At 48.9% G+C, this 24,389-nt stretch carries 22 protein-coding genes; 14 read left to right on the top strand and 8 right to left on the bottom strand.

The window, feature by feature from the left end:
* Positions 1-62 precede the first annotated feature (62 nt).
* Complete coding sequence (locus tag B212_RS0125055) at positions 63-515, bottom strand: DUF4362 domain-containing protein (protein ID WP_019913959.1); 453 nt, start codon at positions 513-515, stop codon at positions 63-65.
* A gap of 341 nt (positions 516-856) precedes the next feature.
* Between B212_RS0125055 and B212_RS34770 the strand changes: the two genes are divergently transcribed.
* Together B212_RS34770 and B212_RS33445 are read left to right on the top strand one after the other, a co-directional pair.
* On the top strand, positions 857-1,459 hold the full coding sequence (locus B212_RS34770; protein ID WP_156830212.1) for a M57 family metalloprotease: 603 nt from the start codon (positions 857-859) through the stop codon (positions 1,457-1,459).
* Between the two features lie 24 nt (positions 1,460-1,483).
* The gene (locus B212_RS33445; protein WP_019913958.1) at positions 1,484-2,089 is read left to right on the top strand and encodes a hypothetical protein; all 606 of its coding nucleotides are present in this window, start codon (positions 1,484-1,486) and stop codon (positions 2,087-2,089) included.
* 394 nt (positions 2,090-2,483) lie between these two features.
* Here the strand turns inward: B212_RS33445 and B212_RS32400 are convergent, their stop codons facing one another.
* Complete coding sequence (locus B212_RS32400) at positions 2,484-4,778, bottom strand: alpha/beta hydrolase family protein (RefSeq protein ID WP_019913956.1); 2,295 nt, start codon at positions 4,776-4,778, stop codon at positions 2,484-2,486.
* A 208-nt stretch (positions 4,779-4,986) separates the two neighbouring features.
* Here B212_RS32400 and B212_RS0125035 point away from each other — a divergent pair, with 208 nt between their 5' ends.
* Positions 4,987-5,334: a VOC family protein gene (locus B212_RS0125035; RefSeq protein WP_028531036.1), complete on the top strand. Its 348-nt coding sequence runs from the start codon at positions 4,987-4,989 to the stop codon at positions 5,332-5,334.
* 132 nt (positions 5,335-5,466) lie between these two features.
* On the opposite strand, the gene B212_RS0125030 is transcribed toward B212_RS0125035, so the two are convergent.
* On the bottom strand, positions 5,467-6,273 hold the full coding sequence (locus B212_RS0125030) for a class I SAM-dependent methyltransferase (RefSeq protein WP_019913954.1): 807 nt from the start codon (positions 6,271-6,273) through the stop codon (positions 5,467-5,469).
* A 383-nt stretch (positions 6,274-6,656) separates the two neighbouring features.
* Between B212_RS0125030 and B212_RS0125025 the strand changes: the two genes are divergently transcribed.
* Both B212_RS0125025 and cysT read left to right on the top strand, forming a co-directional pair.
* Positions 6,657-7,772 (top strand): sulfate ABC transporter substrate-binding protein, encoded by a 1,116-nt coding sequence (locus B212_RS0125025; protein ID WP_019913953.1) that lies wholly within the window; start codon positions 6,657-6,659, stop codon positions 7,770-7,772.
* Positions 7,773-7,872: 100 nt separating this feature from the next.
* The gene (gene cysT, locus B212_RS0125020; protein WP_019913952.1) at positions 7,873-8,715 is read left to right on the top strand and encodes a sulfate ABC transporter permease subunit CysT; all 843 of its coding nucleotides are present in this window, start codon (positions 7,873-7,875) and stop codon (positions 8,713-8,715) included.
* A gap of 112 nt (positions 8,716-8,827) precedes the next feature.
* On the opposite strand, the gene B212_RS0125015 is transcribed toward cysT, so the two are convergent.
* On the bottom strand, positions 8,828-9,688 hold the full coding sequence (locus B212_RS0125015; protein WP_232231538.1) for an IS3 family transposase: 861 nt from the start codon (positions 9,686-9,688) through the stop codon (positions 8,828-8,830).
* Between the two features lie 11 nt (positions 9,689-9,699).
* Positions 9,700-10,017 carry a transposase gene (locus B212_RS0125010; RefSeq protein ID WP_019909631.1) on the bottom strand — a complete coding sequence of 106 codons (318 nt, stop codon included), beginning with the start codon at positions 10,015-10,017 and terminating at the stop codon, positions 9,700-9,702.
* Positions 10,018-10,304: 287 nt separating this feature from the next.
* On the opposite strand from B212_RS0125010, the gene cysW reads away from it, so the two are divergent.
* The 3 genes from cysW (at position 10,305) to B212_RS0124995 (ending at position 12,897) form a co-directional block, all read left to right on the top strand.
* Positions 10,305-11,168 carry a sulfate ABC transporter permease subunit CysW gene (gene cysW, locus B212_RS0125005; RefSeq protein ID WP_019913951.1) on the top strand — a complete coding sequence of 288 codons (864 nt, stop codon included), beginning with the start codon at positions 10,305-10,307 and terminating at the stop codon, positions 11,166-11,168.
* Positions 11,169-11,271: 103 nt separating this feature from the next.
* Complete coding sequence (locus B212_RS0125000) at positions 11,272-11,493, top strand: YezD family protein (protein ID WP_019913948.1); 222 nt, start codon at positions 11,272-11,274, stop codon at positions 11,491-11,493.
* A 162-nt stretch (positions 11,494-11,655) separates the two neighbouring features.
* Positions 11,656-12,897, top strand: a complete 1,242-nt coding sequence (locus tag B212_RS0124995) for an ISL3 family transposase (protein WP_019909810.1) — start codon at positions 11,656-11,658, stop codon at positions 12,895-12,897.
* A gap of 98 nt (positions 12,898-12,995) precedes the next feature.
* On the opposite strand, the gene B212_RS0124990 is transcribed toward B212_RS0124995, so the two are convergent.
* Positions 12,996-13,304 carry a hypothetical protein gene (locus tag B212_RS0124990; protein WP_019913947.1) on the bottom strand — a complete coding sequence of 103 codons (309 nt, stop codon included), beginning with the start codon at positions 13,302-13,304 and terminating at the stop codon, positions 12,996-12,998.
* Between the two features lie 200 nt (positions 13,305-13,504).
* On the opposite strand from B212_RS0124990, the gene B212_RS0124985 reads away from it, so the two are divergent.
* From B212_RS0124985 to B212_RS0124970, 4 genes are all read left to right on the top strand, one after another.
* Positions 13,505-13,912, top strand: coding sequence for a GNAT family N-acetyltransferase (locus B212_RS0124985; RefSeq protein ID WP_019913946.1), 408 nt, complete (start codon positions 13,505-13,507; stop codon positions 13,910-13,912).
* A gap of 44 nt (positions 13,913-13,956) precedes the next feature.
* The gene (locus B212_RS0124980) at positions 13,957-14,589 is read left to right on the top strand and encodes an NAD(P)-dependent oxidoreductase (protein ID WP_019913945.1); all 633 of its coding nucleotides are present in this window, start codon (positions 13,957-13,959) and stop codon (positions 14,587-14,589) included.
* A 204-nt stretch (positions 14,590-14,793) separates the two neighbouring features.
* Positions 14,794-16,269 carry a peptide MFS transporter gene (locus tag B212_RS0124975; protein WP_019913942.1) on the top strand — a complete coding sequence of 492 codons (1,476 nt, stop codon included), beginning with the start codon at positions 14,794-14,796 and terminating at the stop codon, positions 16,267-16,269.
* Positions 16,270-16,326: 57 nt separating this feature from the next.
* Positions 16,327-18,552, top strand: coding sequence for an alpha-galactosidase (locus tag B212_RS0124970; protein WP_019913939.1), 2,226 nt, complete (start codon positions 16,327-16,329; stop codon positions 18,550-18,552).
* A gap of 69 nt (positions 18,553-18,621) precedes the next feature.
* Here the strand turns inward: B212_RS0124970 and B212_RS0124965 are convergent, their stop codons facing one another.
* Together B212_RS0124965 and B212_RS0124960 are read right to left on the bottom strand one after the other, a co-directional pair.
* Positions 18,622-19,674, bottom strand: a complete 1,053-nt coding sequence (locus B212_RS0124965) for a hypothetical protein (protein ID WP_019913938.1) — start codon at positions 19,672-19,674, stop codon at positions 18,622-18,624.
* A 113-nt stretch (positions 19,675-19,787) separates the two neighbouring features.
* The gene (locus B212_RS0124960; RefSeq protein WP_019913937.1) at positions 19,788-20,645 is read right to left on the bottom strand and encodes a helix-turn-helix domain-containing protein; all 858 of its coding nucleotides are present in this window, start codon (positions 20,643-20,645) and stop codon (positions 19,788-19,790) included.
* A 145-nt stretch (positions 20,646-20,790) separates the two neighbouring features.
* Between B212_RS0124960 and B212_RS0124955 the strand changes: the two genes are divergently transcribed.
* Positions 20,791-23,070 (top strand): beta-L-arabinofuranosidase domain-containing protein, encoded by a 2,280-nt coding sequence (locus tag B212_RS0124955; RefSeq protein WP_019913936.1) that lies wholly within the window; start codon positions 20,791-20,793, stop codon positions 23,068-23,070.
* A 124-nt stretch (positions 23,071-23,194) separates the two neighbouring features.
* On the top strand, positions 23,195-24,268 hold the full coding sequence (locus B212_RS0124950; protein WP_019913935.1) for a M24 family metallopeptidase: 1,074 nt from the start codon (positions 23,195-23,197) through the stop codon (positions 24,266-24,268).
* Positions 24,269-24,389 lie beyond the last annotated feature (121 nt).

Raw genomic sequence — 24,389 nt, 5'->3', positions numbered from 1 at the left:
TCACACATTGGACCTTACAGTGAATTGGACAGAGATTCGTCAATTATTTAGAAAAAATAGTCCTAATCTTTCTTTTCAATATTTAATATTTTCAACTTTTCATCGGGATCGAAATCGACACAATTACTAAGCAATATGTTGTAAAATTCATTAGTTTCTACTTTCTCGATTTTCTGACAATAATAATTCGTTGTTTTTGCTGTACTTAATGCGTCTCTGCTGTTGTCAATGCTCCAAGTGATTGTCTTACCGTCCGTATATACATCGTTGATCACAAAACCACTATCAATTGGACGAGGGATTAACATTAAGTAATCAGATTTTCTATGGTTAAAGTTATCTATAAAATGATCTATTTTTTTCAAATCATTATTATCAAAATTCAATAAAATAGGAAGATTACTTGACACGTAAGTGTTTTTTACTTTTTCTTTATGAGTATTCACCAACAAAAAAAATAATAAAACTACCAATAAAATATTTATTAATAGTAATATTCGGTTTGATTTATTCATATTATCTCTCCTTGGAGGATTTAGGTCTGATACTATTCAATAAAAATCTGCAGATCATAATTTGTTGATCTTTAAAGTTATTTCAAGAATAGAAAGAATTTCACATTCTTGATTTACAATCATAGCATACTTTTATACACAAAGCTTATTTTATCCCCAAAATTAATATAGCTATTTATAAAATTGTACATGTGTTAATATATGTAATATATAATACAGAAATTTCCTCTTAGATGATAGTATCTTGCTAGATGAGGAAAATAAAAAGGAGATGACAGCCATCCAAAAAAACATCCACAACTTACCGATTTAAAATCTTCTAAAAAACAGGAGGCGTATTTATGAGAAAAAGAATTTGTATAATAAGTTTATGCAGCATTATTTCCTTTACTTTATTTTCATTTTTAGCTCATGCGGAGCCTTTTGGTTGGAAATGGAATAGTTCAAAAATATCTAATGGTAAATTAATACTCAATATAAACGGTGATTATGTTTCCAGTTCATACAATGATAAAGTTCAATCTGCTATAAGTGCTTGGAATGGATCTGGAGCTCATGTGACTCTTACTGGAACTGGTTTTTCGAGCTCATATGTTGATATGACTTCTGTTTCCTCCTCAACATGGAACAGTAATGGTTGGGGTAGTTCTGTAAATGCATGGACACAACCTAGAAGAATTGACGGGACAGCTTGTGCTACAAATTATAGTAACAATAATTGTGGAACAGGTGACACGATTAATTACGCAGCCATCTACCTTAATGAGGGATTAGTACCTTCTACATCAGCTAAAAGAGAAGCTGTACTAAAACACGAGATGGGACATGCAATAGGTCTAGGACATTCATCCTACATCAATGGTACTATTATGGAGGCAGCTTTGCAGTATGGATATAACATAACTACATTTGATGCACAACAAGTTAATTCGATATATCCTTAACCTTTGAATGGAGGTAGAACAAGTATGAAAAATAATAAAACTTTTCTATTTACTCTTATTTCTTCTGTGCTTTTTTTCGGAATCTTGGGCACTTTCGTAGGACCAACGATATTTAGTGAAAAAACAACAAAAGAAAACCATGAAAACCATAACTTAGGAGCGGAAATAGCTCAACCAACAAATCTCCAAGAGGCCCTTTATGGAGTTGATGTGATCATTCAAGGCACAGTAAAACGAATTGATCCCGTCGAAAAAAGAGATAACGGACTTCAAGGGAAATTCAATGACAAATATGATGTTACACCAGCAATAATTACCGTATCCGATACAGTATATGGAAACAACCCGGAATCAGATGAAATTATTTTCCTACAACATGGAATTGAAAATGAAGTGAATGCCGACGAATTCGTACATGAAGGAGATACGCTATTATTAATGTTAACAAAGACAACAGATGGTAAGTATTGGTCTTATAACTTTGATGATGGTATCTGGAAATTAAAGAATGGCAGTTTGCAGTCCAATACCGAGAATCCTATTCTTGAAAAATTCAATAATTCAGATTTGAAAAAATTTAAAGCTAAAATCATGCCAGCTACAGAATCACAAATGAAAGTTGTTCAATAGCCGTCCATGTAATCCAGTATATCGAATGTAGTAAGCGTAATTAAGGAACAGAACGGTGACTTTGTCGAGGAGGAGCAGCAGCGAGATCAGGCGTAGTTCCGATATTGTTGAGCAGCTTCAGATTCTCTTGAAGGAGAATAGTATTCGGATCGGTGACGGTGAGGGGTATCGTCACGATATTCTGACGCTGATCGAGCTGTTACCGCTTCACAGGACTTTCCCGAGCAGGAATGGGAAGAGGTAGCTACGTATTTGAGTTCCCTGCATTTGCTGGTCGATGAGCCCATGATAACCGGATATGCAACATTTCAACTGCTGCTGGCTTCCGGTGTATTGTAGTTGCCACCTTCGGACGTTGAAGCGACGCTGCATCCCGTGATGTTGGCGGTTTGTGTTAGTCTAGCTGTAAATCTTCACTTCCGGTGGCCTTGCCGTAGAAGCCGATATCATCCAGCATGATTTGGTCGCCTGCTTGCTGCAAATAAAAGGTGATTTCCGTCAGTTTATCCGGTTCAAGCTCCGGCTCCTCTTCCAGAAAACGCTCGAAAGGCAGCTCGTAGGTCTGGAATACCGCTTCCGACAGCTCTCCGTATTTACCGTCGCTTACCCGCTCCTCCAGCCAAGGGATCAGGGTGAACCGGGTCTGCGGCAGCGGCAGAATGTCCATCACCTCATCCAGTGACAAAAGCGCCGTAATATCATTGCTGTCTGTAAGCTCAACCTCTACATCAGGAGATACAGAGGGAAATTCCTCATCGTCAACGTCAGTATCCTCATTGTCATCGGCGTTGCGGTTAGCCATTGAGAACGTTAGACCTTCAGCTTCTGAAAGGGCAAGATTGCGGGATACACTGTCTTTCAGCTTGATATGGTAGAAGGCGTCCTTCCCCTCTTCGGCAGTTCGCTTCAGCAGGATGCCGTGGGTAGCTTTGCTTTTGGACTCCCGGTCCTTGGCTACCTCCTCAACCCAGGTGACTCCTTGTGCGTCTGCAGTTCCGCCTGTCACCGTGTTCCTGTTGCGGTCTTCGTCGAAGGTAGCCACAGGGATATAATCACCGCTCTGAAAGCGGCTATAGTAGGCGGTATCCGGCAGCCATTGCAATCCGCTGCGGTAATCGCGGAACAGATCCCGGTATTCTTCCTTTTTCTGCAGCGTTGTCTCCAGAAAGGCCGAAACATATACCTTGGCGATCTGTCTCTGCTCTTCTCCGTCCATAATATCCGAGCGGCTCAAGAATAAGCCTGCCGGAAACGTCTGGTCATACAGTCCCCAATCGGTGTTGAACTGGCTGTGATTGGCGTCGGCGATATACAGAGAGCTTTTAAAGGCGGATGTATCGCCTGTATAGGTAGAACGGATATACTGGCGGTCACCGTAAAAGTCATGCACATCGCCATCGCGCGCACCCTGCAGGGTCAGGTAATTGACGTCAAGCAGACGGGCCTGCTGGTCATCAATGGCTTTATCCGTAGGAGCAAGGGCGATGACTGACTTGATGTGGAACTGCTTGGTTGCGGCAAGCGCGGGATCGTTCTTGAACCAGCGTCCCGCATCAGCGGCCATAGCAACGGCTTGCCCGCCGCGGCTGTGGCCCAGCAGGGCGGTTCGGGTATAATCAACCTTGTGGTAGAACGGGCTGCCGGATTGCTCCGCGAATTGGCCAATCTGCTGCAGATGCTTCAGAATCATCCAGGTTCGCACCTTGAAGTCGTTGTCCGGGATGCCGGACCAGGCCGAATAGTTCAGAAAGTTCTCATCCAGGGAGACGGCAATAAATCCCCGGCTGGCGAGCTGTTCGCCCAGGTAGGCATAACCCCCCTCTGAATACTTCTCCATCATATGATTGCCATGTACCATTAGCACAAGCGGGTAGGGGCCAGTGCCTTCCGGCATCCAGACCCGGGCATTTAAAGGGAGCGAGCTGGAATTGAAGCCCCAGAACACGGTTCGCAGCGTCGGCCAGCTTGTAATGTAGGCGGAAGCATCCACTGCCGAAGAGATGAGGCTTGCTTCAGAGCTATACTCTTTACGGTGCAGATCCCGGCCGCTGCCATAAGTAAAGCTGTAATAGGCGTAGTCTCCCGGTTCTCCGGGATTTGCCGCCTGTATGGCGGAAGCATTTCCGCTGTCTGCCGGCTCTTCCGGCACTGCGTCGCCATTGCCCTGAATCGAGAAAGCAAGCGGAGAAGCGATGACGAGTGCCGCAAGCAGCAGCCCTGGCGCAATCCGGCGGCTGCGCAGAAGTCCAACCGCCAGTCCGCCAAGCCCTCCGAGCAGGGCGGCGAGCACGGCTACAGCCGCTGCGGCTTCAAGCTCCAAATCGGCGTAATACAGGATAAATAGAATGATGCCGAGAGCGGTCAATAAAGAGCCTGCATACAGGCGCGGGACACGTAATCCTATTAGGGATAGAAGTACGGCCAGAATATTGCCGGCGAGCGCCAGCATGGTGGTCGCAGCTACGGTAGCCAGGAGGATATCTGCGGCTGTTCCGAATCCCGTCGGGATGCCCAGAACAACTGCTGTAAAAGCCAAAAAGCATAATACCCAAGGACCGGAGAGTGCCGTCCTCCATATCTGTGTGTCATATCGGTACGTTTCCCGGATGCGCCGTGCGAGCACTCCCAGGAGGCGCTTATGCAGGCTTCGACGCTGCGGCGCAGGAGCATACTCCAGTTCCATTCCCATGATCGTTCTTCCCCTGACATTTACAGTTATTTCTTCTTAACCTATAAGATGTAGCAATAATATTACTTTACGGCCTTAATAACAAGTGGATCTTGCAGGAACAGTCTTCATTTGCCGGCGCGAACAGCAGGGATACTGCTGTTGAAAAAATATGGGCAGGATAGTTGAAAAGGAACTCAAATTTGAGGACAGACAGGAGTCAGAGACGATGATCAAAGGTTTCGGAGGAATATTTTGGAGAACTAAGAAGCTTGAAGCAATAAAAAAATGGTACAGTGAAGTGTTGGAGATTGAAATAGACAATTGGAATGGGACTGTGATACAACCCCAAGCAGGAAATGAGACTATCCTTTCTTTTTTTGCGGAGGATGACAATTATTTTCCAGCCGAGCAACAAGTGATGTTAAATTTCGAGGTGTTTAATCTAGAGGAGACTATTAAGCATCTTGAACAGATAGGTGTCCCTCTTGCAAAGAACAAAGAGATTACTGAATATGGAAAGTTTATTTGGATTGAAGATCCTGAAGGCCGGCTGGTCGAGCTTTGGGAGAAATAACGAGGTGTAGTTCCTTCAATAATTCCAAGACTAGGCTGCCGCAGATCCATCCGGCAGCCTTTGCTTGCCGCTATTCAAATAATGAGCAGTTATCTAAGAGGGGATAGGACTATGGGAAATGTTGAGTTTGAACTATAGTTTTCTTGCTTTAATTACAAAAGTTACAGGAAGCATCTTTGCCTTTTTGGCAAAATCACTGTTCTGCGATTGCATGATTTCTTCATCAGATTGCTCAATCATCTCCTCAATGACAAATCCCGCCTTTGAGAGCGCATTCACATAGGTTGATAGTTTACGGTCCGATAATGACAGCGTACTGTCGCCAAGGGATACCGAATACCAGGATTCGTCAAAATAACATTTTTTAAAGACGAGCATGTCATTTTCTGCAACAACACATTTGTGTATAGGATGAGACCAACTGAAAATAAAGGCGCCGTCTTTTTTCAGATAAGAAGCGATCATGCTAAAAGTACCCTCAAGGTCGGTGGTCCAGCCTATGGCATAAACCGAATAAACGAAGTCAAAATAATCCTCCGGTATCCCGCATGCTTCCTCCATGGGAGAACAGATCAACTTTGCGGAAAGACCGTTCGACGTCAACAGTTGTGTGGTCTTTTCGATTTGTTTTTCTGATATATCTGTACCCCATAGTTCAGAGGCTTGGCGTTCCCCTAGATATTGTAAGGAATGACCGCTTCCACAGCCGATTTCCAGCACCTTTTTTCCTGAGACATCGCCAAAAAGCTGGCATTTTTCCTCGGAGACAAAGGCTCCATATAAAGGAAGCGCGGTTGCTCCTAAGACGTCATTTCCTTTTGTATCCCAAAAGCTGCTGTTTGTTTTATGTATAGAGCTCTTATCCATGTCAACTGTGATAGCGCTCCCAACCTCGCCAGCGCCTATAACGTTCGTTCTATAAACTGAATGCTTGTCCATGCCTGTACCCTCTCCTTAGTTAAATAATATGAACCTAAACGTATATCGCGACTTGCGCGCCCAAATAATGTACCATTTCCCCATGATTAATTCTACCTAAAATATTCCATTTCGCGTCCTTGAATTAAGGGGGAGGTAACTTTATTTTATTTTGAAAAAAAGATTTGACAGGGGAGAAAGCTTTCAGTATTATGTCTGTATAAACCTACTAAACGGGTAGGAATAATTAAATAATCGTTCTTACCGTACAGACGGAGGAACGCCCGCATCAGGCTCGCAGATACGTGTCCCAGGACCGGTTTGACCTGCCTTAAGTGGGCCTTCCTCCGTCATTTTTTTGAACTAATGAATGTAATAGGAGAAAACAAGGGGAGTGGTGTGTGATGAGAAAAGGGATCAAGAAGGGGCTTATCGCCGGGTTCACATTAATGCTGACGGCAGGGCTTACAGCTTGCGGAAACAACAGTAATGCAGGCAATGGAGCGGCTGCGGCCACGGATGCACCGAAAGCAGGCAATGCGGCGGCAACCGCCGAAGCCACCAAAGCCCCGGCTAAAGATCCGGTAGAGCTGCTGAATGTATCCTATGACCCCACACGTGAGCTGTACGAGAATTATAACAAGGCTTTCGCTGCTTATTGGGAGAAGGAAACCGGCCAGAAGGTAACGATCAAGCAATCCCACGGCGGTTCCGGCGCACAAAGCCGTGCGGTGCAGGAGGGACTGGAGGCCGACGTTGTGACGCTTGCCCTGGGCTACGACATTGATGCTCTGAAGAATAAGGGACTGATCAATGAAGGCTGGGAAAGCAAATTCGAGCATAACAGCTCACCGTACACCTCAACCATTGTGTTCCTTGTGCGCAAGGGCAACCCGAAAGGCATCAAGAACTGGCCGGATCTGTTAAAAGAAGGCGTAGAGGTCATCACTCCGAATCCGAAAACCTCCGGCGGGGCCCGCTGGAACTATCTGGCGGCTTGGGGTTATGCGCTTGACCATAACAACAATGATGAAGCCAAGGCGCAGGAATTTGTGCAGGAGCTGTTCAAGCATGTGCCGGTGCTGGATACCGGGGCGCGCGGAGCAACGACAACCTTTGTGGAACGGGGAATCGGGGATGTGCTGATTGCCTGGGAGAACGAGGCCTATCTGTCCATCAAGGAGCTGGGACCGGACAAATTCGAAATCGTCAACCCTTCCGAGAGCATTCTGGCCGAACCGCCGGTTGCTGTAGTTGACAAAGTTGTGGATAAAAGAGGGACACGCGAAGTTGCGGAGGCTTATCTGAAGTATCTGTACACCGAAGAAGGACAAAAAATCGCTGCAGACAACTATTACCGCCCAACGCTGGAAAGTGTGAAAGAGCAATACAAGGATAAATTCCCGGACATCAAGCTGTTCACACTTGCGGATAAATTCGGAACCTGGAAAGAAGCGCAGGAGAAGCATTTCAACGACGGCGGAATCTTCGACAAAATTTATGTGCCTGGGGCTAAATAATGCCGGCTCCTAAGGGCAGCGGGAAGGCAGAGGGCGAGATGGCCCGTGGAGGAAAGCTGATCTGCCTATAGGCCGAAGGCGGGAAAGGGATGAATAGTCAATGAGTGTCACCACTATAGCTGCGGGGCGGCGGCGCAGGGTGCTGCCCGGCTTTGGGCTTACGATGGGTTACAGTGTGCTGTATCTGAGTCTCGTTGTGCTGCTGCCGCTGTCGGCGCTGCTGTTCAATTCGACAGGACTGAGCTGGGCTAAATTCTGGGATATTGCTACAGACCCTCGGGTGCTGGCCTCCTACCGTGTCAGTCTAAGCACAGCGGCAGCGGCTGCTCTGGTGGATGCGTTTCTGGGGCTGCTGCTGGCCTGGGTGCTGGTGCGTTATGAGTTTCCGGGTAAAAGGGTATTTGACGCTCTGATCGACCTCCCGTTTGCCCTGCCGACGGCTGTCGCGGGTGTCTCCCTGACGGCACTCTATTCCCAGAATGGCTGGATCGGCTCCCTGCTGGAGCCGCTGGGTCTCAAGATTGCCTTCACGCCGCTCGGTATAACACTGGCGCTGATGTTCATCGGCATCCCCTTTGTGGTCCGCACCGTTCAGCCCGTGCTGGAGGAGCTGGACCGCAACATGGAGGAAGCCGCAGCGACGCTGGGGGCGGGCCGTCTCAGAACCTTCCGCAGCATCGTGCTTCCTGAGCTGATTCCTCCGCTGCTTACCGGCTTCGCGCTGGCGTTCGCCCGGGGCATCGGGGAATATGGCTCCGTTGTGTTTATCTCCGGCAACATGCCCATGCGGACAGAAATCGCTCCGCTGCTCATCATGTCCAAGCTGGAGCAGTTTGACTATGCCGGGGCTACAGCGGTGGCACTGCTGCTGCTGCTGATCTCTTTTCTGCTCCTGCTTGTCATTAACACACTGCAGCGCTGGGCCCGCAAGAGTTCGCGGTAGCTCGAACAGTATAATTGTATTTGCTGCAATTAAAAGGATGCGCCAGACCATATTTTTCGCGCTAACTGTAGTGTTGGACCTCCGTCAAGAAAGTGGACACAAAAAAAGTGGATTATGCGGTTTTTCTCGTTTGGAACTTGGCCGCAAACTGGACAGGGGAAACATAACCCAGCGCACTGTGGATTCGCTTGCGGTTATAAAAAAATTCAATATACTGGAACATCTCGTCCTGCGCTTGCTGCTTCGTTTTGAACTTGGTGCAATAGACAAACTCTTTCTTTAGCACGCTATGAAAGGATTCGATGCAGGCATTGTCATAGCAATTCCCTTTGCGGCTCATGCTCGCCTTCATGCGGTACTTTTTTAGACGTTTACGGTAGTCGGCAGAGGCATACTGCGATCCCCGATCCGAGTGATGGATGAGTCCCTTCTTGGGCCGCTTTGCCTTGTAGGCATCGTCCAGTGCACCTAGTACCAGATCGGTCGTCATTCGCTCTCCGAGCCTCCAGCCTACGATCTCCCTCGTACAGAGGTCGAGTACACTGGCCAGATACAGCCTTCCTTCCCGGCAGGGGATGTAAGTGATGTCCGTAACCCAGACTTTGTTGGGTTCAGCGGTCTTAAAGTCTTGGTTCAGCAGGTTCGGGGCGATGGGCAAATCGTGATTGGAATCGGTCGTCATCACGCGAAAGCGTTTGGCGACACACGAGCGTAACCCCAGCTCTTGCATGTACTTTCCTACCGTCCGCTCACTAACGGTGTAGCCTTCTTTCTGTAGAAGCTTGGTGATCTTGGGGCTGCCGTAACGTCTCTGGTTATCCTTGAAATGATAGGTGATTCGCTGGAGCAATAGTGCCTTACGCTCCGCTTGGGGGTTGGTCGTCGTGTCGCGCCATTTGTAAAACCCGCTCCGGGAGACTTCGAGAACTCTGCACATCTTCTCCATTCGAAACTCGGAGCGATGGTTTTCGATGAACTGAAATCTCAGTTCTTTGGTTTGCTGAAGATGTGCACGGCTTTTTTTACGATGGCAAGCTCTTCTTCGACGTCTGCAATTCGCTGCTCTCTTGCCCGTAATTCTTTTTCTTGTTCAGCCAGCCGCTGCTCGAGTTCGCGAACCTTTTCCGCATGGTTTACAGGTTCATTGCCGAACTCCCGATACTTCGCCAACCAGCTATGCAGCACGCCAGGGGAGACGCCTAGCTCCTCACCAATCTCCACCACCGTCTTTGTCTGTTGCTGAATATACTTGACGGCTTCTCTTTTAAACTTTTCATTGTACCGTTTCCGTTGTTCACCCATGTGAACACCTCCTCGTTAAGTTCATTATTCATACGTTCTTAACGGGTGTCCACTTTTTATTCTAATTGCATGTGTACACTTAAAAATGGCGGATGGCTTACTTTTAGCGAAATAACAAATATTTAATTGCAGGAGTACATTTAAAACTGTTTTAGCTTCAATTGCTGGCCTTTTAATTGTAAGAAGTACAGTTAAGTCCTTGAAATTCGGCGGATGCATCCAAAGCGAGTTTGGTTCGAAGGAAATCAAGGGAGCAGAGGCTTACAAAACTTTCAGGAGGGAAAATCATGGCGGGTACTGTCCCGATGTTTGCCCCCAGGCCGCAGAAGAGTGAGGCTTCACCCGCGACGACCGAAACGAAGGCCGTTAAATGGGTGCTGATCACCGCCGCCGGGCTGGTGCTGTTCTGGCTGATTGCCCTGCCGCTGCTTGTCGTGCTGACGGAGGCGCTGAAGAAGGGCTGGGATGTTTTTTTGGCTGCATTGACCGACCCGGATGCCGCTTCCGCCCTCCGGCTTACGCTTCTGGTCGCAGCAGTCACCGTTCCGCTGAATACGCTGTTCGGGGTGATGGCGGCCTGGGCGGTGACCAAATTCCGTTTTCGCGGGAAAGGGTTTCTCATTACACTGATTGATCTGCCCTTTGCCGTATCTCCGGTCATTGGGGGCCTGATCTTTGTACTTGTGTTCGGCTCGAACGGCTGGTTCGGGTCCTGGCTCAGCGACCATGACATTAAGATTGTGTTTGCCCTTCCGGGCATTGTGCTTGCCACCTTGTTCGTAACCTTCCCGTTTGTTGCCCGCGAGCTGATTCCGCTGATGGAGGATCAGGGGACGCAGGAGGAGGAAGCAGCGGTAACGCTCGGTGCGCATGGCTGGCAGATCTTCTGGCGTGTCACGCTGCCTAATATTAAATGGGGCCTGCTGTACGGAATTATTCTGTGCAATGCACGGGCGATGGGAGAGTTCGGCGCGGTATCCGTAGTCTCCGGGCACATTCGCGGAGAGACGAACACGCTGCCGCTGCATGTTGAAATTTTGTACAATGAATATCAGTTCTCCGCTTCCTTTGCTGTGGCCTCACTGCTGCTGCTGCTGGCGCTTGTTACAATGCTCTTAAAAAGCTGGCTAACACGCAAAAATGCGCATTGACAGCCCTTTTACTTCCGTGCTATTTTAAATCATAGTATACAGGTTGGTGATTGAGGAATTGGGGTGCAGATCATCCCCTGTCCGGGGAAAGGGAGGCTGGAGAATGGCTAAGCCATTAAAAGTGGATGAGGTATGGCTTACACGGATTGCGGAGCTTCTGGACAATATGGAGTTTGGCTCCCTGCACATCGTCGTACATGAAGGACAAATTGTACAGATGGAGCGGACGGAGCGCAAACGCTTTGAGAACGGCACTGCGAATGCGCGCTATAGCGGAGAGGCCGGAAGCCGGCGGACCGATGTCCGTTCTACGGGGCGGGGATGAAGCGTATTGCCGCCGCTTATATAGATAGTTCTTTTTTGGCATAAAGAAAGGGCTCAAAACAGAAATCAGTGCTTGACGAAATGAATATCGGATAAAATTGGAAAAACATCTGCTAATCCTGTATTGTTGTAAGTCCCCACCCACAACAAAAGGAATAGACAGATGCCAACTCAGTATATCAACGAACTGCTCGACATACCAGAGCTAAAGATTCACCAACTGTTATCCGTTCATGAGGATGAAGTTCACATAGAAGCCGTGCCGTTAGATGACAAGCAAATCTGCCCATGCTGCGCTTCGGATCAAGAAGTCATTCGGAAGGGAAGCAATGGTATGCGAACCGTCCGACATCTATCCGTTTTTGAAAAGAAAACCTATCTGCACGTGCCGACTATTCGCATGTTTTGTAATAGCTGCGAAGCCGGGTTCGTATGGATATATGATTTCGTTGGTCCCAAACAACGTTACAGCAGGCTTCTTCGCTCCCACACGGTCGAACAGGCTCTTGGATCCACGGCCGCGCATAGCGCCAGGATGCAGCAAGCGCCGGCAAGTACCGTACAACGTATGCATAACGAGGCGGTTCCTGACGTTAGCGATGCGCTCTACGAACAAGTGTGGGAAGAAGCCAAAGGAACGTCTGAATTGGTTCTGGGTGTCGATGACTTCGCGATCAAGAAAGGTCATACGTATAACACCGGCATTCACAACCTTAAAGGCGAGACGATGCTGGACCTGCTGCCGGGCCGAAAGCTGGAAGCCCTGCGGGCGTATGCCCAGGCACATCCGGAGTTCCTTCTGCTTCACCCGAAGGCAGTGGTTATGGATCTGGCTCAGGCCTACCACACTTGGATTGGCGAGTGTTTTCCGAAAGCGATTCGCATCGCAGATCGGTTTCATGTTCACGGTTATGTAATTGAAAGCGTGCAAGAAGTTCGGAAAACCGTTCAGCCTACACTGTCGCCGCGTGCCAAAGCATACCTGAAAGCGAACCATCGCCTCCTGAATCCGCCTGCCGAAGCGCTGAACGAGGAAAGCAAAAAGAAGTTGGACGCCATACTGAGCTACTCCCCGCTGCTGCGCAGCGTGTGGGAATGGAAAGAAGCGTTCACGACTTGGTATGATTGCTCGCCTAGCTATGTCGTTGCCATGCTGGGATTTGAGCGTTGGTGTAAGCAAGGCGATCAGATCGACCACGCCGCCGTCCAAAGTGCGCTAAAGACCATGCGTAATTGGCAAGAGGAGATCGTAAATTACCATCTATGCCGATGGACAAACGCAACCGTAGAGGGCCGCCACAATCGAATTAAAGCCTTTCAACGCCGCCATTATTTTACAAGGAATCGCAGTCGCTATAAGGCGGGTATTCTGATCGAATGTAACCGCCATCGGATGTTGTGCTAATAATCAAGCACTGATTCTGAGGTTGAACCAAAGAAAGACCTTCATTCGTTTACGTGTGAAGGTCTCTTTCTTTTTGTACCACCCGGTATGCCTCTCTTCTAGTAGCGTGGTCTGCGCCGCGAATCGGCCAATCCCTCCACGAGCAGGATGATCGCAGTAAGAGTATGCATAATCCAGCCGACCACTGGAATTAAAGCGACTACCGAGGTGATGATCCCGACAATGTTGCCGAGGATATGCCCGCGTTCTCCTGCCAATATTACAACCGCAACGATGTGCAGCAGGAAGGCCACACCTAGCGGCACCCAGGCATTGGCTACAACAAAGGCTCCCCCGAGAAAGGGGATTGCAAGAAAAGCCTCATAAGCAAAGGTTCCCCATTTGAACAGCTTCCCTATTGGAGACATGTGTGCTTCACCCAACCCTTCAGCATAATATTATCAGTATCTCTAAGGTGTTGTACGTCCGGCAGCATCTAATGTTTCAATTCCAATATACGCGTGGTAAAGCCGGGGCGCTCCTTGCTTGGCAAGGTGCGGTCATATATATTGGTAACAGTTAATACAGGCAAGCAGGTTGGAGACAGTGGGGGAGAGGGGATAGGAAAATGATTGATAAACTGGAAATCCGCCATGAACAGCCGACGATAGAGCAGTATTTGGCCCTGCGGGTGGAAGCCGGACTGAGTCCGATGAGTGCCGAAGGAGCGGAAATTGGGCTGCCCAGATCATCTTTTGCAGTGACTCTTTATGAAGAGGGCTTGCTTGTAGGCATGGGACGCGTAATCGGGGATGGGGGCTGCTTCTTTCAGGTGACGGATATCGCCGTTAAGCCTTCCTGCCAAGGGCGCGGGCTGGGGAAGATTATTATGCGGGAAATCAGGAGCTTTCTGGATACCGTACCGGAGAGAGCCTATGTCAGTCTTATTGCTGACGGTGAAGCTTCAAGACTCTATACGCAGTACGGGTTCAAGCCGGTGATGCCGGATTCGCAGGGGATGTTTCTGCCGAGATAATGCAGGGGGTTCGTACATACAGTTCGTGAAAGTGAGGAATTTATATGGATGTTGTAGTCTTTGGAGCTACAGGAACGATTGGCAGAGCCATTGTACAGGAAGCGTTAAAAAGAAAACATGAGGTCACCGCAGTTGTCCGTAATCCGGCTTCACTGCAGTTCCAGCATGAGCGCCTGCAGGTTGCAACCGCTGATATTCTGGACCCGGAGCAGGTAGCTGCGGCTGTGCGCGGGCACGAAGAGGTAATCAGCGCGTTTGGGCCGGCTGCCGGACGGGAGGATGATCTGCTGCGCGCGGCGGAGAGTCTGCTGGAAGGACTGCAGGAAGCCGGGCTTGCGCGGCTGCTCATTGTTGGCGGCGCAGGCAGCTTGAAGACGGAATCTGGCGAGTGGCTGATGGACACACCGGATTTCCCCGAGAAGTTCCGGCCGCTGGCCGCAGCGCATGGACATGCCTATGAAATTTATCGGGGCTCGGCTCTGGACTACACGTACATTAGTCCGCCTGCCGTGATCCGGCCTGGCCGCCGGACAGGGCAGTTCCGCATCGGCCTGGACCGGCTGGTTGTGGATGAATACGGGGAGAGCAGCATCAGCGTCGAGGATTTTGCCGTGGCTGTCATTGATGAACTGGAAGAGGGGAACTTCAGCCGGGCCCGGTTCACGGTGGGTTATTAAGCGGGTTTCAATCGGCTTCAGAGGAGAAGCAGTGAGTCTTATCTTGGACTCGCTGCTTTTTTTATTTTCTGTTCATATAAGCCAAATACACTAGGTAACAAATGTCCACCTATCCCAACTTTTCGCTACCGTTTTAGAAAAGGTTATCTGATATATTTTAAAGGGAAAACTTGAACAGAAATACTGATGAAGGAAGGAATCGCTATGAATCCAGAGGAAGTGCTTGACGACAAGAAATTTTTGGGGCATCCACGAGGGGTAGGGGCGCTGGCAGCAGGTAATTTTTTCAACTCCTTTGCTTGGGGAGCTTTGTATGCGATTTTAATCTTTTATCTCTATACTCCGTATACGAAAGGATTAGGCTTCACAGAAGGTCAGGCTGCCTCCATGATTACGGCGATGGCCGCGTGCAATTCCATCTTCGGAATTCTGGGAAGCTGGCTGGCGGACCGCGTATTGGGGATGCGGAAAGCCTTGATAATAGGGAATATAGTAAAAGGGACGGCGTTTGGGATTCTGGCCATTCCGGCTTTTTCGCTGACGCAGGGAAGAATTTTTGCGTTGATCGCCTTATTTTTGATGGCGCTTCCAATTATGGGTGCGAGCAACGCTTCGCTGACGGGCCAATTGTACCGCAAATCCGATAACGGCAGACGTGATGCTGCATTTACCATTCATGGCATTGCGAATAATATTGCCGGTCTTGTGGCTCCGGTGCTGGTCGGTCAAATTGGTATGCAGAACTACCATATTGGCTTCCTAATCGCTTCCATTGCTGCTTTTCTGTATGGCGCGGTTATTTTTGTAACGCAGCACAAGTATTTTGGCACCCTGGGCGAGAAGCCGGTCAAGCCGCTCGAAGAGGGGAAATTTGCTAAATTATTCATCCGGTTTATGTCCATTATGGTTGTTTTTATCGGCACAATTGTAGTGTTGGTCCTGAATAAAGTGATGTCCTTCCAGGGAGTACTAAATATCATAACTTCGGCGACTTTTATTATTCCGATAGTTTTCTTGACCAACCTTATGAGCAAGAAAGACTTGACGGCGACGGACAGAAGAAGAATGAAGCCTTTCCTGAAGCTATTCTCGGCCCAAATCGTGATGGCGCTGTGCGGAACCATGCTGACCTCGACGGTGGCTATTTTTATAGACCAGAAAATTAACCGCAATATCTTTGGCTTTGAACTTGCCCCCGGATCGGTGGGAACCATCTATACGGTTCTAGGGTTGGCGCTGGCGCCTGTGTTTGTATGGCTCTGGACCAAAACCCGTGCAACGAATATCCGAACCACCTATAAATACGGCTGGGGTATTCTCTTCTCCGCTCTTGGCTATGGCCTGCTGACTATTCCGATTATTATGTTCAAGGACTCGGCGCCGTATAACTTGCTCTGGATGGTGTTCTACTACCTGTTCCTCACGTTCTCGGATAATCTGGTCTGGCCGATCGGTTCATCGCTTGTAGCCAAATTGTCGCCGGACGCTTATGATACCCAGATGCAGACGGCTTGGGGGCAAGCGGGCACGATCGGGAACGGGATTGCCCTGATTCTGTTCAACTTCTATCAGACGGCGGATGAGCAAGTCAATCTGTTTCCGATTATGACCGCACTTCTGCTGATTACGGCTGTGTTCATCTTTATGTTTTCGAAAAATATCGAGAAGGATATGGTATAAGAGCAAAAGTGCTGGCAGAGCCATTTGTCGGCGCTTTGTTGAAAGGAGCTTAGGGTCATGCCAATAGTATTTCATGAAACAACGAGACAATTTCACTTGCACAATGATGAGATCAGTTATATTTTTTGCATCATGGCGAATCATCAGCCGGGACATTTATATTATGGCAAAAGAATCCGCGATCAGGGGGACTTCTCGCATCTTCTGGAGCTGGGCTTCCGCGATATGTCTCCCTGTGTGTTCGAGGGCAATGCGAAATTTTCGCTTGAGCAGGTCAAACAAGAGATTTCTGTATACGGAGCAGGGGACCTGCGAAATTGTGGACTGCATATTCTTCAGGAGGATGGCAGTCACACAACCCATTTGGAGTACGTGAGTCATGAGATTGTCTCCGGCAAGCCTGATCTTGAAGGACTCCCTGCGACGTATGTCGAGAATGAGGATGAAGCACAGACTCTCCGAGTTTTTTTACTCGATAAATGGCTGGATTGCCAGGTGGAATTGCAGTATACCCTCTATAACAGCCTGCCTGTCCTGACCAGAAATATAAAGATAAGCAACCTGGGTCAGCAGACGATCCGGCTTGAATCTGCCATGAGCCTGAATCTGGATCTTCCGGATCAGGATTATGAAATGATTGATCTAACGGGCGCATGGGGCAGAGAGCGGCATATTCAGACCCATCCGCTGCATCACGGCATCCAGAGCATCTATAGTCTGCGGGGGCACAGCAGCCATAATTATAATCCGTTTATCGGCTTGAAGCGGAAGGAAACGACGGAGTTTCTCGGAGAAGCTATCGGACTCAGTCTGGTCTACAGCGGCAATTTCCTGGCTCAGGTGGAGGCGGATACATATGGTGTCACGCGTGTGATGATGGGGATTCACCCGAGCGGCTTCGATTGGAGCTTGCTTCCGGGCGAGGGCTTCCAGACCCCTGAAGCGGTCATGGTATATTCGGATAAAGGGCTGAACTATATGAGCCAGACCTTCCATGAGCTGTACCGGACCCGATTGGTGCGGGGCTTCTGGAGGGACCGGTCCCGCCCCATTCTGATTAATAACTGGGAAGCCACGTATATGAATTTTAATGAAGAGAAAATTACGGGAATTGCCCGTTCAGCCGCCAAATTGGGGATTGAATTATTTGTTCTGGATGACGGATGGTTCGGCAAGCGCAATACAGATACGACTTCGCTCGGAGACTGGCATCCCAATACGGATAAGTTACCGAACGGAATTTCCGGTCTGGCCCGTAAAATAACGGACATGGGCTTGAAATTCGGCCTGTGGTTCGAGCCGGAGATGATCAGTAAGGAAAGCGAGCTGTACCAGAAGCACAGCGATTGGATTCTGTCGGTTCCTTACCGTTCCATGAGCCCGGGCAGAAATCAATACGTGCTGGATTTGACGAAGGCTGAAGTTATTGATTATTTGGATGCCACCATCAGCAAGATATTGTCTGAGTCGGATATTTCCTATGTAAAATGGGATATGAACCGCTCCATGTCGGAGGCGTTTTCCGCCGGGAGAGACAGCGATTCTCAAGGGAAGGTGTATCATCAATATATCTTGGGCTTGTATGAGCTGTTCGCGCGTCTGACTGGGAAGTTCCCGGAGGTGCTGTTTGAATTCTGCGCCAGCGGCGGGGGAAGGTTCGATCCGGGCATGTTGTATTACTGTCCGCAGGGCTGGATTTCGGATGATACGGATGCCGTCGAGCGGCTGAAAATCCAATACGGGACCTCTATGTTATATCCGCTTGGCAGCATGGGCTCCCATGTGTCAGCGGTCCCTAATCATCAGACCCACCGCAGCACCCCGCTTGCCACAAGGGGGGATGTAGCGTATTTTGGCACCTTTGGCTATGAGCTGGACCTGAGTCTGCTGTCAGAGGCTGAAGAAGAAATGGTCCGGGAGCAAGTGCAATTTATGAAAGCGAACCGCGAGCTTATTCATCAGGGCACGTTCTACCGGCTGGCTAGTCCGTTTGAGGGGAACATAACATCATGGATGGTGCTGTCCAAGGATAAAACCCGCGGAATTGTGGGGTATTACCGGACTCTTACCGCAGTAAACGGCGGGTATACGCGCTTGAGGCTCGCCGGGCTGGATCAAGGCAGGAAGTACCGCATCACCGAAAATAATTACGAGCATTCCGGCTATGGCGACGAATGGATGCAAATTGGAATCCTGCTGAATGACAGCACCTCCGGCGATTATCATTCCAAAGTTCCGCGGGGAGATTTCCTGTCCAGATTATTCATACTGGAAGCCGAATAACCGCAGCGCCAAGCAAATGCCCCCGGACCTTCACCAACTGAAGGAACGGGGGTTGTTTGTGTAGAGCGATCAGGCCACTGGAACGGGGAAGTTATTCGGCGTGCGGCTCCAGGGCTCAGGGAAGGAGCGGTCAGGATAAATCGACGCAAAAAAGGCATAACCTACAGGATCATACGCTTTCAATTCCTCACGGGTATTGACCGGGCCACGGACGCCATCCCAGGTACCGTCGCTGCTCTCGGCCATAACGTTAAACCAGATGGCCGTTAGCGTTGCGAAGTATTCCTCGTAATTTGAGATGGCATAGGTTCCGGGCCAAAGGTTATTTGCAACAGCGTGTTCGTAGGCAGCAACAAGCTGCTTGGCTAGTGTCTGGTCCTCCAGATTATTAATTCCGATCAGATGGACGGCATGCCCGAATTCATGGGCCACAATGGATTCATTTTTATATTTGGTCCGGGAGGGCCCATCTACATAACGCATAACATTCTTTTCCGATACCGAGGTCACGGGGATGGCTGGTGTTCCGCCGAAGCCCTCTACGGGATATTGCAGGAAATCTGTTCCGCCGCGGTGCTCCGGGATATCATAGGCGTCCTCCTGCAATCCATAAATAGCGAGAGCGGCATGATGCTCCGCCAATTTCTCGGCAATCTCAGGTCTTAGAGATAACATGATTTCAAGCATCGCACATGCCTTCTCATGTACAGCATAGTCGACTTGAGCCGAGGATTTAATGAGAATTCCTGATGTAGTGCGGGTAAACCGGGTATAGAAGTGCTCCAGATTCTTGATAGGATAGGAGGGCTGAAGCGATGGCTGGTTCCCCTGCGCACTGCGTACGGGCCCAACGACCGACAGCGTAATTTTACCCAAATCGCTAAATTGTATAGGGTTCTGCAGACTTAGGGTGGTTCTCCGTTTAGTCTTCTCGTACACACATCGGGTATCCCAGGCTTCCGGATCATCGTTGTTGCACAGTGGCTGGCTCACTCCATTAAGCTCCACTGAAAAAGACTGCGGATCATTGGCCCCTTCTGCATCGGCATTCCAATAAATTTCGATTCTTTGGAGATCAATAAATCGGACGGCTGAAATTTTGAGCTCGGCATGCTCTGTCATAGAATCCCCCTGTAAGGTTGTTTTGCGGTAACCGCTTACTTTTAAGGATAACATCAATTTCCCTGAAAAACGGTAGCGCAAACCTAACTTAAGGTGGACTATGCGGCATCCCATTATTTTTTATTAAAATGCTTGTAGAAAAAGGTTTTTCGATACTCGGTGGGGGTGACGCTCTCATATTTCTTGAAGAGACGCATGAAATATTTCGAGTCCTCATATCCGGCTTCCGAGGCGATTTCGTTAATGCTTAGATCGGTTTCGGTCAACAGCTCTTTGGCGTGCTTCAGCCTGAATTTGATAATCTGCTCCGAAATGCCGATTCCCGTATTTTTCTTATAAATTCTGGACAGGTAGTTTTTGTTGTATTTGAAATGATCGGCAATGTGTTCCAGCGTAATATCCTCAAAGGCGTGGATTCTGATCCAGTCCTGGATGGGCTGCAGCCGGTTGCCGTTAAATTCCTTCTGGATAAGATAGTCCATGATTTCCGAGGTCAATTCGTGCAGAAGACAGGTCAGATAAGCATTCAGGTAGTTCTTTCTTTTATTTTTCTGATACAGGTCGAGAAGTTGGTTGAACATGATGTGGAAGCGTTTGGAGTCGATCTTGTTGGTGTACACGGGCAGAACAATCATCTCATCGGGATTATTGTCGTTAATTTCCTGGAGAACATCCGCTTCCGTCCTAAGCTGAAGATTGCTTGCTGCGAAGTGCAGCCAGTGGAATTTGATCCGGCCTTCACAATATTTAAGCCCCCGGTGAGGCGTGTGCGGAGGAATGACAAGAATCTCGCCAGATTCAATAGCATAGGGAATATTGTTGCAGTCAATGTGCAGGGTGGAGTCTATCGGACTGATGATCTCATAGCTGTCGATAATCCTTTCTTTATGAATCCAGGGCCGATCCGAAATAAAAGTTCCGGCAGAAATGAGGGTTGCTTGCCCCTGAAATTCCTTATCAACGAAGTACATAGCTCAAGCTCCTCCCATAATCGAAATTGCCATATAGTAACTATAATCCACCTATTCTTTTTTTCAACTACCGACAGTAAATTTTATTTCTTGTAACATGGATGTTGTGAAAGCGATTAATAAAGTAAGCGTAGGAGGAAAGCCGATGTCGAATACATTGACTGATCTGGAAATCGTTCAAAGGGACATTGAGGCCTTGCATCTTGGAAATCTCAAAACCGTAGAGTTTGATATTACCTTGCCGGCGGAAGGCAAAAATGGCTCGCAAATTACCTGGGTCTCGAAGGATGACCGCTGGATTGACGGCTCCGGGAAGGTGCACCAGCCTGAGTATGGAAAAGGAGACCGGGTCGTTCCGGTAACCGCCACCTTCAGCTACGGAGAGGCAAGTCTGCACAAGGTTTTTGAGGTGAAGATCCTGGAGGAGAAGAATAAAATCCGGGTGGAGAAGATTTTTCCGGTGTACATCCGGCGGGAAGTGAACAAGGAGTTTCATCTGCCTTCCGTTGTCTCTATCCAAACCGTAAGCGGCGATGTGCTGGCTCATTCCGTGACATGGCGCGGCGGCGACAAACGAAATTATGCCGATATCGGGGAGCAAAGTGCACTTGGCAATCTGACGGATACCATCTATGAGGTAGAAGCCGTTATTTTGATAGAGGACAGTACTCCCGTTACGGGCGATAGAAAGCAATTGCTGAATGCGGTCCCGAATAAAAAAGTACGCTTGGAAGGCTCTTCCTTGCTCAAAACGGCGCAGGACCGGAGACTTGAGTTTTTGCTGACGGTGGACGATGATCAAATGCTGTACAATTTCAGAAAAGCCGCCGGTCTGGACACGTTGAATGCTCCGGCCATGATCGGCTGGGACTCGGAGGACAGCCTGCTGAAAGGGCATACCACCGGGCATTACCTCTCTGCCCTCGCTTTATGTTATGCCTCAACCGGCAATGAGCAGATCTGCACGAAATTGAACTACATGATTGAAAAGCTGAACAAGGTGCAGTTGGCCTTTGAGGCAGATGACCGTTACCATTACGGATTTATCAGCGCGTATTCCGAAGAGCAATTCGATCTCCTTGAGGTTTATACACGTTATCCGGAAATCTGGGCTCCGTATTATACCCTGCACAAAATTCTGGCCGGTCTATTGGATGGCTATAACATTGCGGGCATCGGGCTGGCGCTGACCATCGCTGACAAGCTGGGAGACTGGGTCTACAACCGCTTAAGCGCGCTGCCGCAGGGGCAATTGAAGAAAATGTGGAGCATGTATATTGCCGGAGAATACGGCGGCATCAATGAATCTCTGGCCGAGCTTTTTACTTATACCCATAAGGAACCTCATATTCTGGCGGCAAAGCTGTTCGATAATGACCGCCTGTTCTTTCCGATGACGCAGCAGGTGGACGCTCTGGGTGCGATGCATGCCAATCAGCACATTCCGCAAATCGTCGGAGCCTTCAAAATCTTCGAAGCTACAAGAGAAGATCAATATTATGAGCTCTCCAGGTTCTTCTGGGAATCGGTTGTGGATGCCCATATCTACTCGATTGGCGGAACCGGCGAAGGGGAAATGTTCAAGCAGCCGCATAAAATAGGCGCACACCTTACCGGCCATACGGCTGAAACCTGTGCCTCGTACAATATGCTGAAGCTGACCAAGCAGCTATATATGTATGAGAAGGATGTAAAATATATGGATTATTACGAGCGGACCATGCTCAACCATATTCTTTCTTCCACGGATCATGAATGCCTGGGTGCCAGCACCTACTTCATGCCGACTCTTCCAGGCGGGCAAAAAGGGTTCGATGAGGAGAACTCCTGCTGTCATGGAACGGGGCTGGAGAACCACTTCAAGTATGGCGAGGCGATTTTCTTCGAAGACGCGGATGCCTTATACGTCAATTTGTTTGTCTCGTCTGCTCTGGAGGATGCCGGGAAGGGGCTGCAGGTGGTACAATCCGTTCCTGAGGTATTCACCGGTGAACTGGAGCTTAACATCGGGACACTCGCGAGAACCAGCCTGAGAATCCGCAAGCCTTATTGGCATCAGGGAAAAGTATTGGCTTATGTGAACGGTACAGAAGTACATGCTGCTGAAGAGGACGGATACCTCGTGCTGTCCCGGAAATGGAGCCAGGGCGATAAAGTGAATATCAAGTTCAGCCCGGAGCTGCGTTTGGAATATACGCCGGATAAAGCCGACCTTGCTTCGGTAGCCTTCGGCCCTTATATCCTTGCTGCTGTGTCACCTCAGAAGGTGTACTATGAACTGCCGGTCCATGAGGGAGATATTGCTGGGCAATTTGAGCGGGTTGCAGACTCCAACCGCTTTGTCTATAAAGCGCTGAAGCTTGAATTTGCCCCGCTGGCTGAATTGAACCATGAGGAGTATCATTTATATATTAAGACTATATAAAATTATAAGACAAGACGCTGGGAGGGATTAATACATTCCTCCCTTCTGTCCTGAAATACCATCGTCTGAAATGCCGCGAAAGAGCGGCACGGATGTCTGTTATGGAAAAGGAGAGTAATGCAAGATGAAGCGGATTGAACGTTTGTTGAAAAAGATGTCAGATGAGCACCTTCCGGCCCTGTATGTAAGTAATCCTAAAAATGTCCGCTATTTATGCGGGTTTACAGGAGAAGATTCAGCACTGCTGCTTACAGAAAATGAAATCTATTTTATTACCGACAGCCGTTATGTGGAGCAGGCCCGCGAGGAGCTGAGCGACCTGCTTCAGATTGTATGCTGGAAGCAATCACTACTGGATGAAGCGGCGGACATTATCTGCAAACACAACATTCAAGAGATTGGATTTGAAGGGGGGCATTTGAGCTACAGTGATGGAGAGCATTTCAAAGCTCTGGTTCAGGTGAAATCCAGAACAGCAGACGGCTGGGTGGAGGAGTTCCGCGCTGTAAAGGACGAGGATGAAATCCGCAAGACGATAGAGGCGGTAAAAATCGTTGATCAGACGTTTATTCACATTCTGAATTTCATCCGTCCGGGCCTTTCGGAGAAGCAGGTGGCTGCCGAAATGGAGTATTTCATGAAGCAGAAGGGATCGGAGAAAACCTCCTTCGAAACGATCGTTGCCTCGGGTATCCGCTCCTCCTATCCTCACGGTGAAGCCAGTGATAAGGTCATCGAGCAGGGAGATATGGTCATCCTGGATTTTGGCGCAACCTTCCAAGGGTATGCCTCAGATATAACCAGAACCATTGCGGTAGGACAGCCCCATCCGCGTCTTGAGGAAATTTATGATTTGGTGCTTGAAGCGGAGGTCGCGGGCTTAAACGCCATTCGCCACGGCATGATAAGCAAAGAGCTGGATTCGATTATCCGCAGCCCTTTTATAAGAGAAAACGTAAATGATCTGTTCAATCACGGCGCCGGACACAGCATCGGGCTGGATATCCATGAAGCGCCTTATATCAGCTATCGGTCGGAATACGCGTTTGTTGAGAATACGATCATGACGGTTGAGCCGGGTCTGTACTTGCCGGGCATTGGCGGAGTGCGGATTGAGGATGATGTCCTGGTCGGGGCCGGGAAGAGCCGGGTGTTGACGAGAGCACCCAAGAGTGATTTAATCGTGTTGCCGTTTTAGTGAACCCGGGTTAAGTTCTGGTCGCCACTGGCGTTGCCTATGGCGATTTGCGGACGGATACAGAAGGCATCCAAATTTCCGCAGCAGGCTCGGCGAATATCTAGGTCTGTAACGGCGGAGA

It is taken from the genome of Paenibacillus sp. HW567, from assembly GCF_000374185.1.
Classification (GTDB): Bacteria; Bacillota; Bacilli; order Paenibacillales; family Paenibacillaceae; genus Paenibacillus_AQ.
Note: the sequence above shows the minus strand (reverse complement) of the source record. Positions and strands in the feature narration are given on the sequence as shown.

Bases quoted from the DNA above. Each gene is read 5' to 3' on its own strand.
- B212_RS0125055 (WP_019913959.1), bottom strand. From the start codon at position 515: ATGAATAAATCAAACCGAATATTACTATTAATAAATATTTTATTGGTA.
- B212_RS34770 (WP_156830212.1), top strand. From the start codon at position 857: ATGAGAAAAAGAATTTGTATAATAAGTTTATGCAGCATTATTTCCTTT.
- B212_RS33445 (WP_019913958.1), top strand. From the start codon at position 1,484: ATGAAAAATAATAAAACTTTTCTATTTACTCTTATTTCTTCTGTGCTT.
- B212_RS32400 (WP_019913956.1), bottom strand. From the start codon at position 4,778: ATGGGAATGGAACTGGAGTATGCTCCTGCGCCGCAGCGTCGAAGCCTG.
- B212_RS0125035 (WP_028531036.1), top strand. From the start codon at position 4,987: ATGATCAAAGGTTTCGGAGGAATATTTTGGAGAACTAAGAAGCTTGAA.
- B212_RS0125030 (WP_019913954.1), bottom strand. From the start codon at position 6,273: ATGGACAAGCATTCAGTTTATAGAACGAACGTTATAGGCGCTGGCGAG.
- B212_RS0125025 (WP_019913953.1), top strand. From the start codon at position 6,657: ATGAGAAAAGGGATCAAGAAGGGGCTTATCGCCGGGTTCACATTAATG.
- cysT (WP_019913952.1), top strand. From the start codon at position 7,873: ATGAGTGTCACCACTATAGCTGCGGGGCGGCGGCGCAGGGTGCTGCCC.
- B212_RS0125010 (WP_019909631.1), bottom strand. From the start codon at position 10,017: ATGGGTGAACAACGGAAACGGTACAATGAAAAGTTTAAAAGAGAAGCC.
- cysW (WP_019913951.1), top strand. From the start codon at position 10,305: ATGGCGGGTACTGTCCCGATGTTTGCCCCCAGGCCGCAGAAGAGTGAG.
- B212_RS0125000 (WP_019913948.1), top strand. From the start codon at position 11,272: ATGGCTAAGCCATTAAAAGTGGATGAGGTATGGCTTACACGGATTGCG.
- B212_RS0124995 (WP_019909810.1), top strand. From the start codon at position 11,656: ATGCCAACTCAGTATATCAACGAACTGCTCGACATACCAGAGCTAAAG.
- B212_RS0124990 (WP_019913947.1), bottom strand. From the start codon at position 13,304: ATGTCTCCAATAGGGAAGCTGTTCAAATGGGGAACCTTTGCTTATGAG.
- B212_RS0124985 (WP_019913946.1), top strand. From the start codon at position 13,505: ATGATTGATAAACTGGAAATCCGCCATGAACAGCCGACGATAGAGCAG.
- B212_RS0124980 (WP_019913945.1), top strand. From the start codon at position 13,957: ATGGATGTTGTAGTCTTTGGAGCTACAGGAACGATTGGCAGAGCCATT.
- B212_RS0124975 (WP_019913942.1), top strand. From the start codon at position 14,794: ATGAATCCAGAGGAAGTGCTTGACGACAAGAAATTTTTGGGGCATCCA.
- B212_RS0124970 (WP_019913939.1), top strand. From the start codon at position 16,327: ATGCCAATAGTATTTCATGAAACAACGAGACAATTTCACTTGCACAAT.
- B212_RS0124965 (WP_019913938.1), bottom strand. From the start codon at position 19,674: ATGACAGAGCATGCCGAGCTCAAAATTTCAGCCGTCCGATTTATTGAT.
- B212_RS0124960 (WP_019913937.1), bottom strand. From the start codon at position 20,645: ATGTACTTCGTTGATAAGGAATTTCAGGGGCAAGCAACCCTCATTTCT.
- B212_RS0124955 (WP_019913936.1), top strand. From the start codon at position 20,791: ATGTCGAATACATTGACTGATCTGGAAATCGTTCAAAGGGACATTGAG.
- B212_RS0124950 (WP_019913935.1), top strand. From the start codon at position 23,195: ATGAAGCGGATTGAACGTTTGTTGAAAAAGATGTCAGATGAGCACCTT.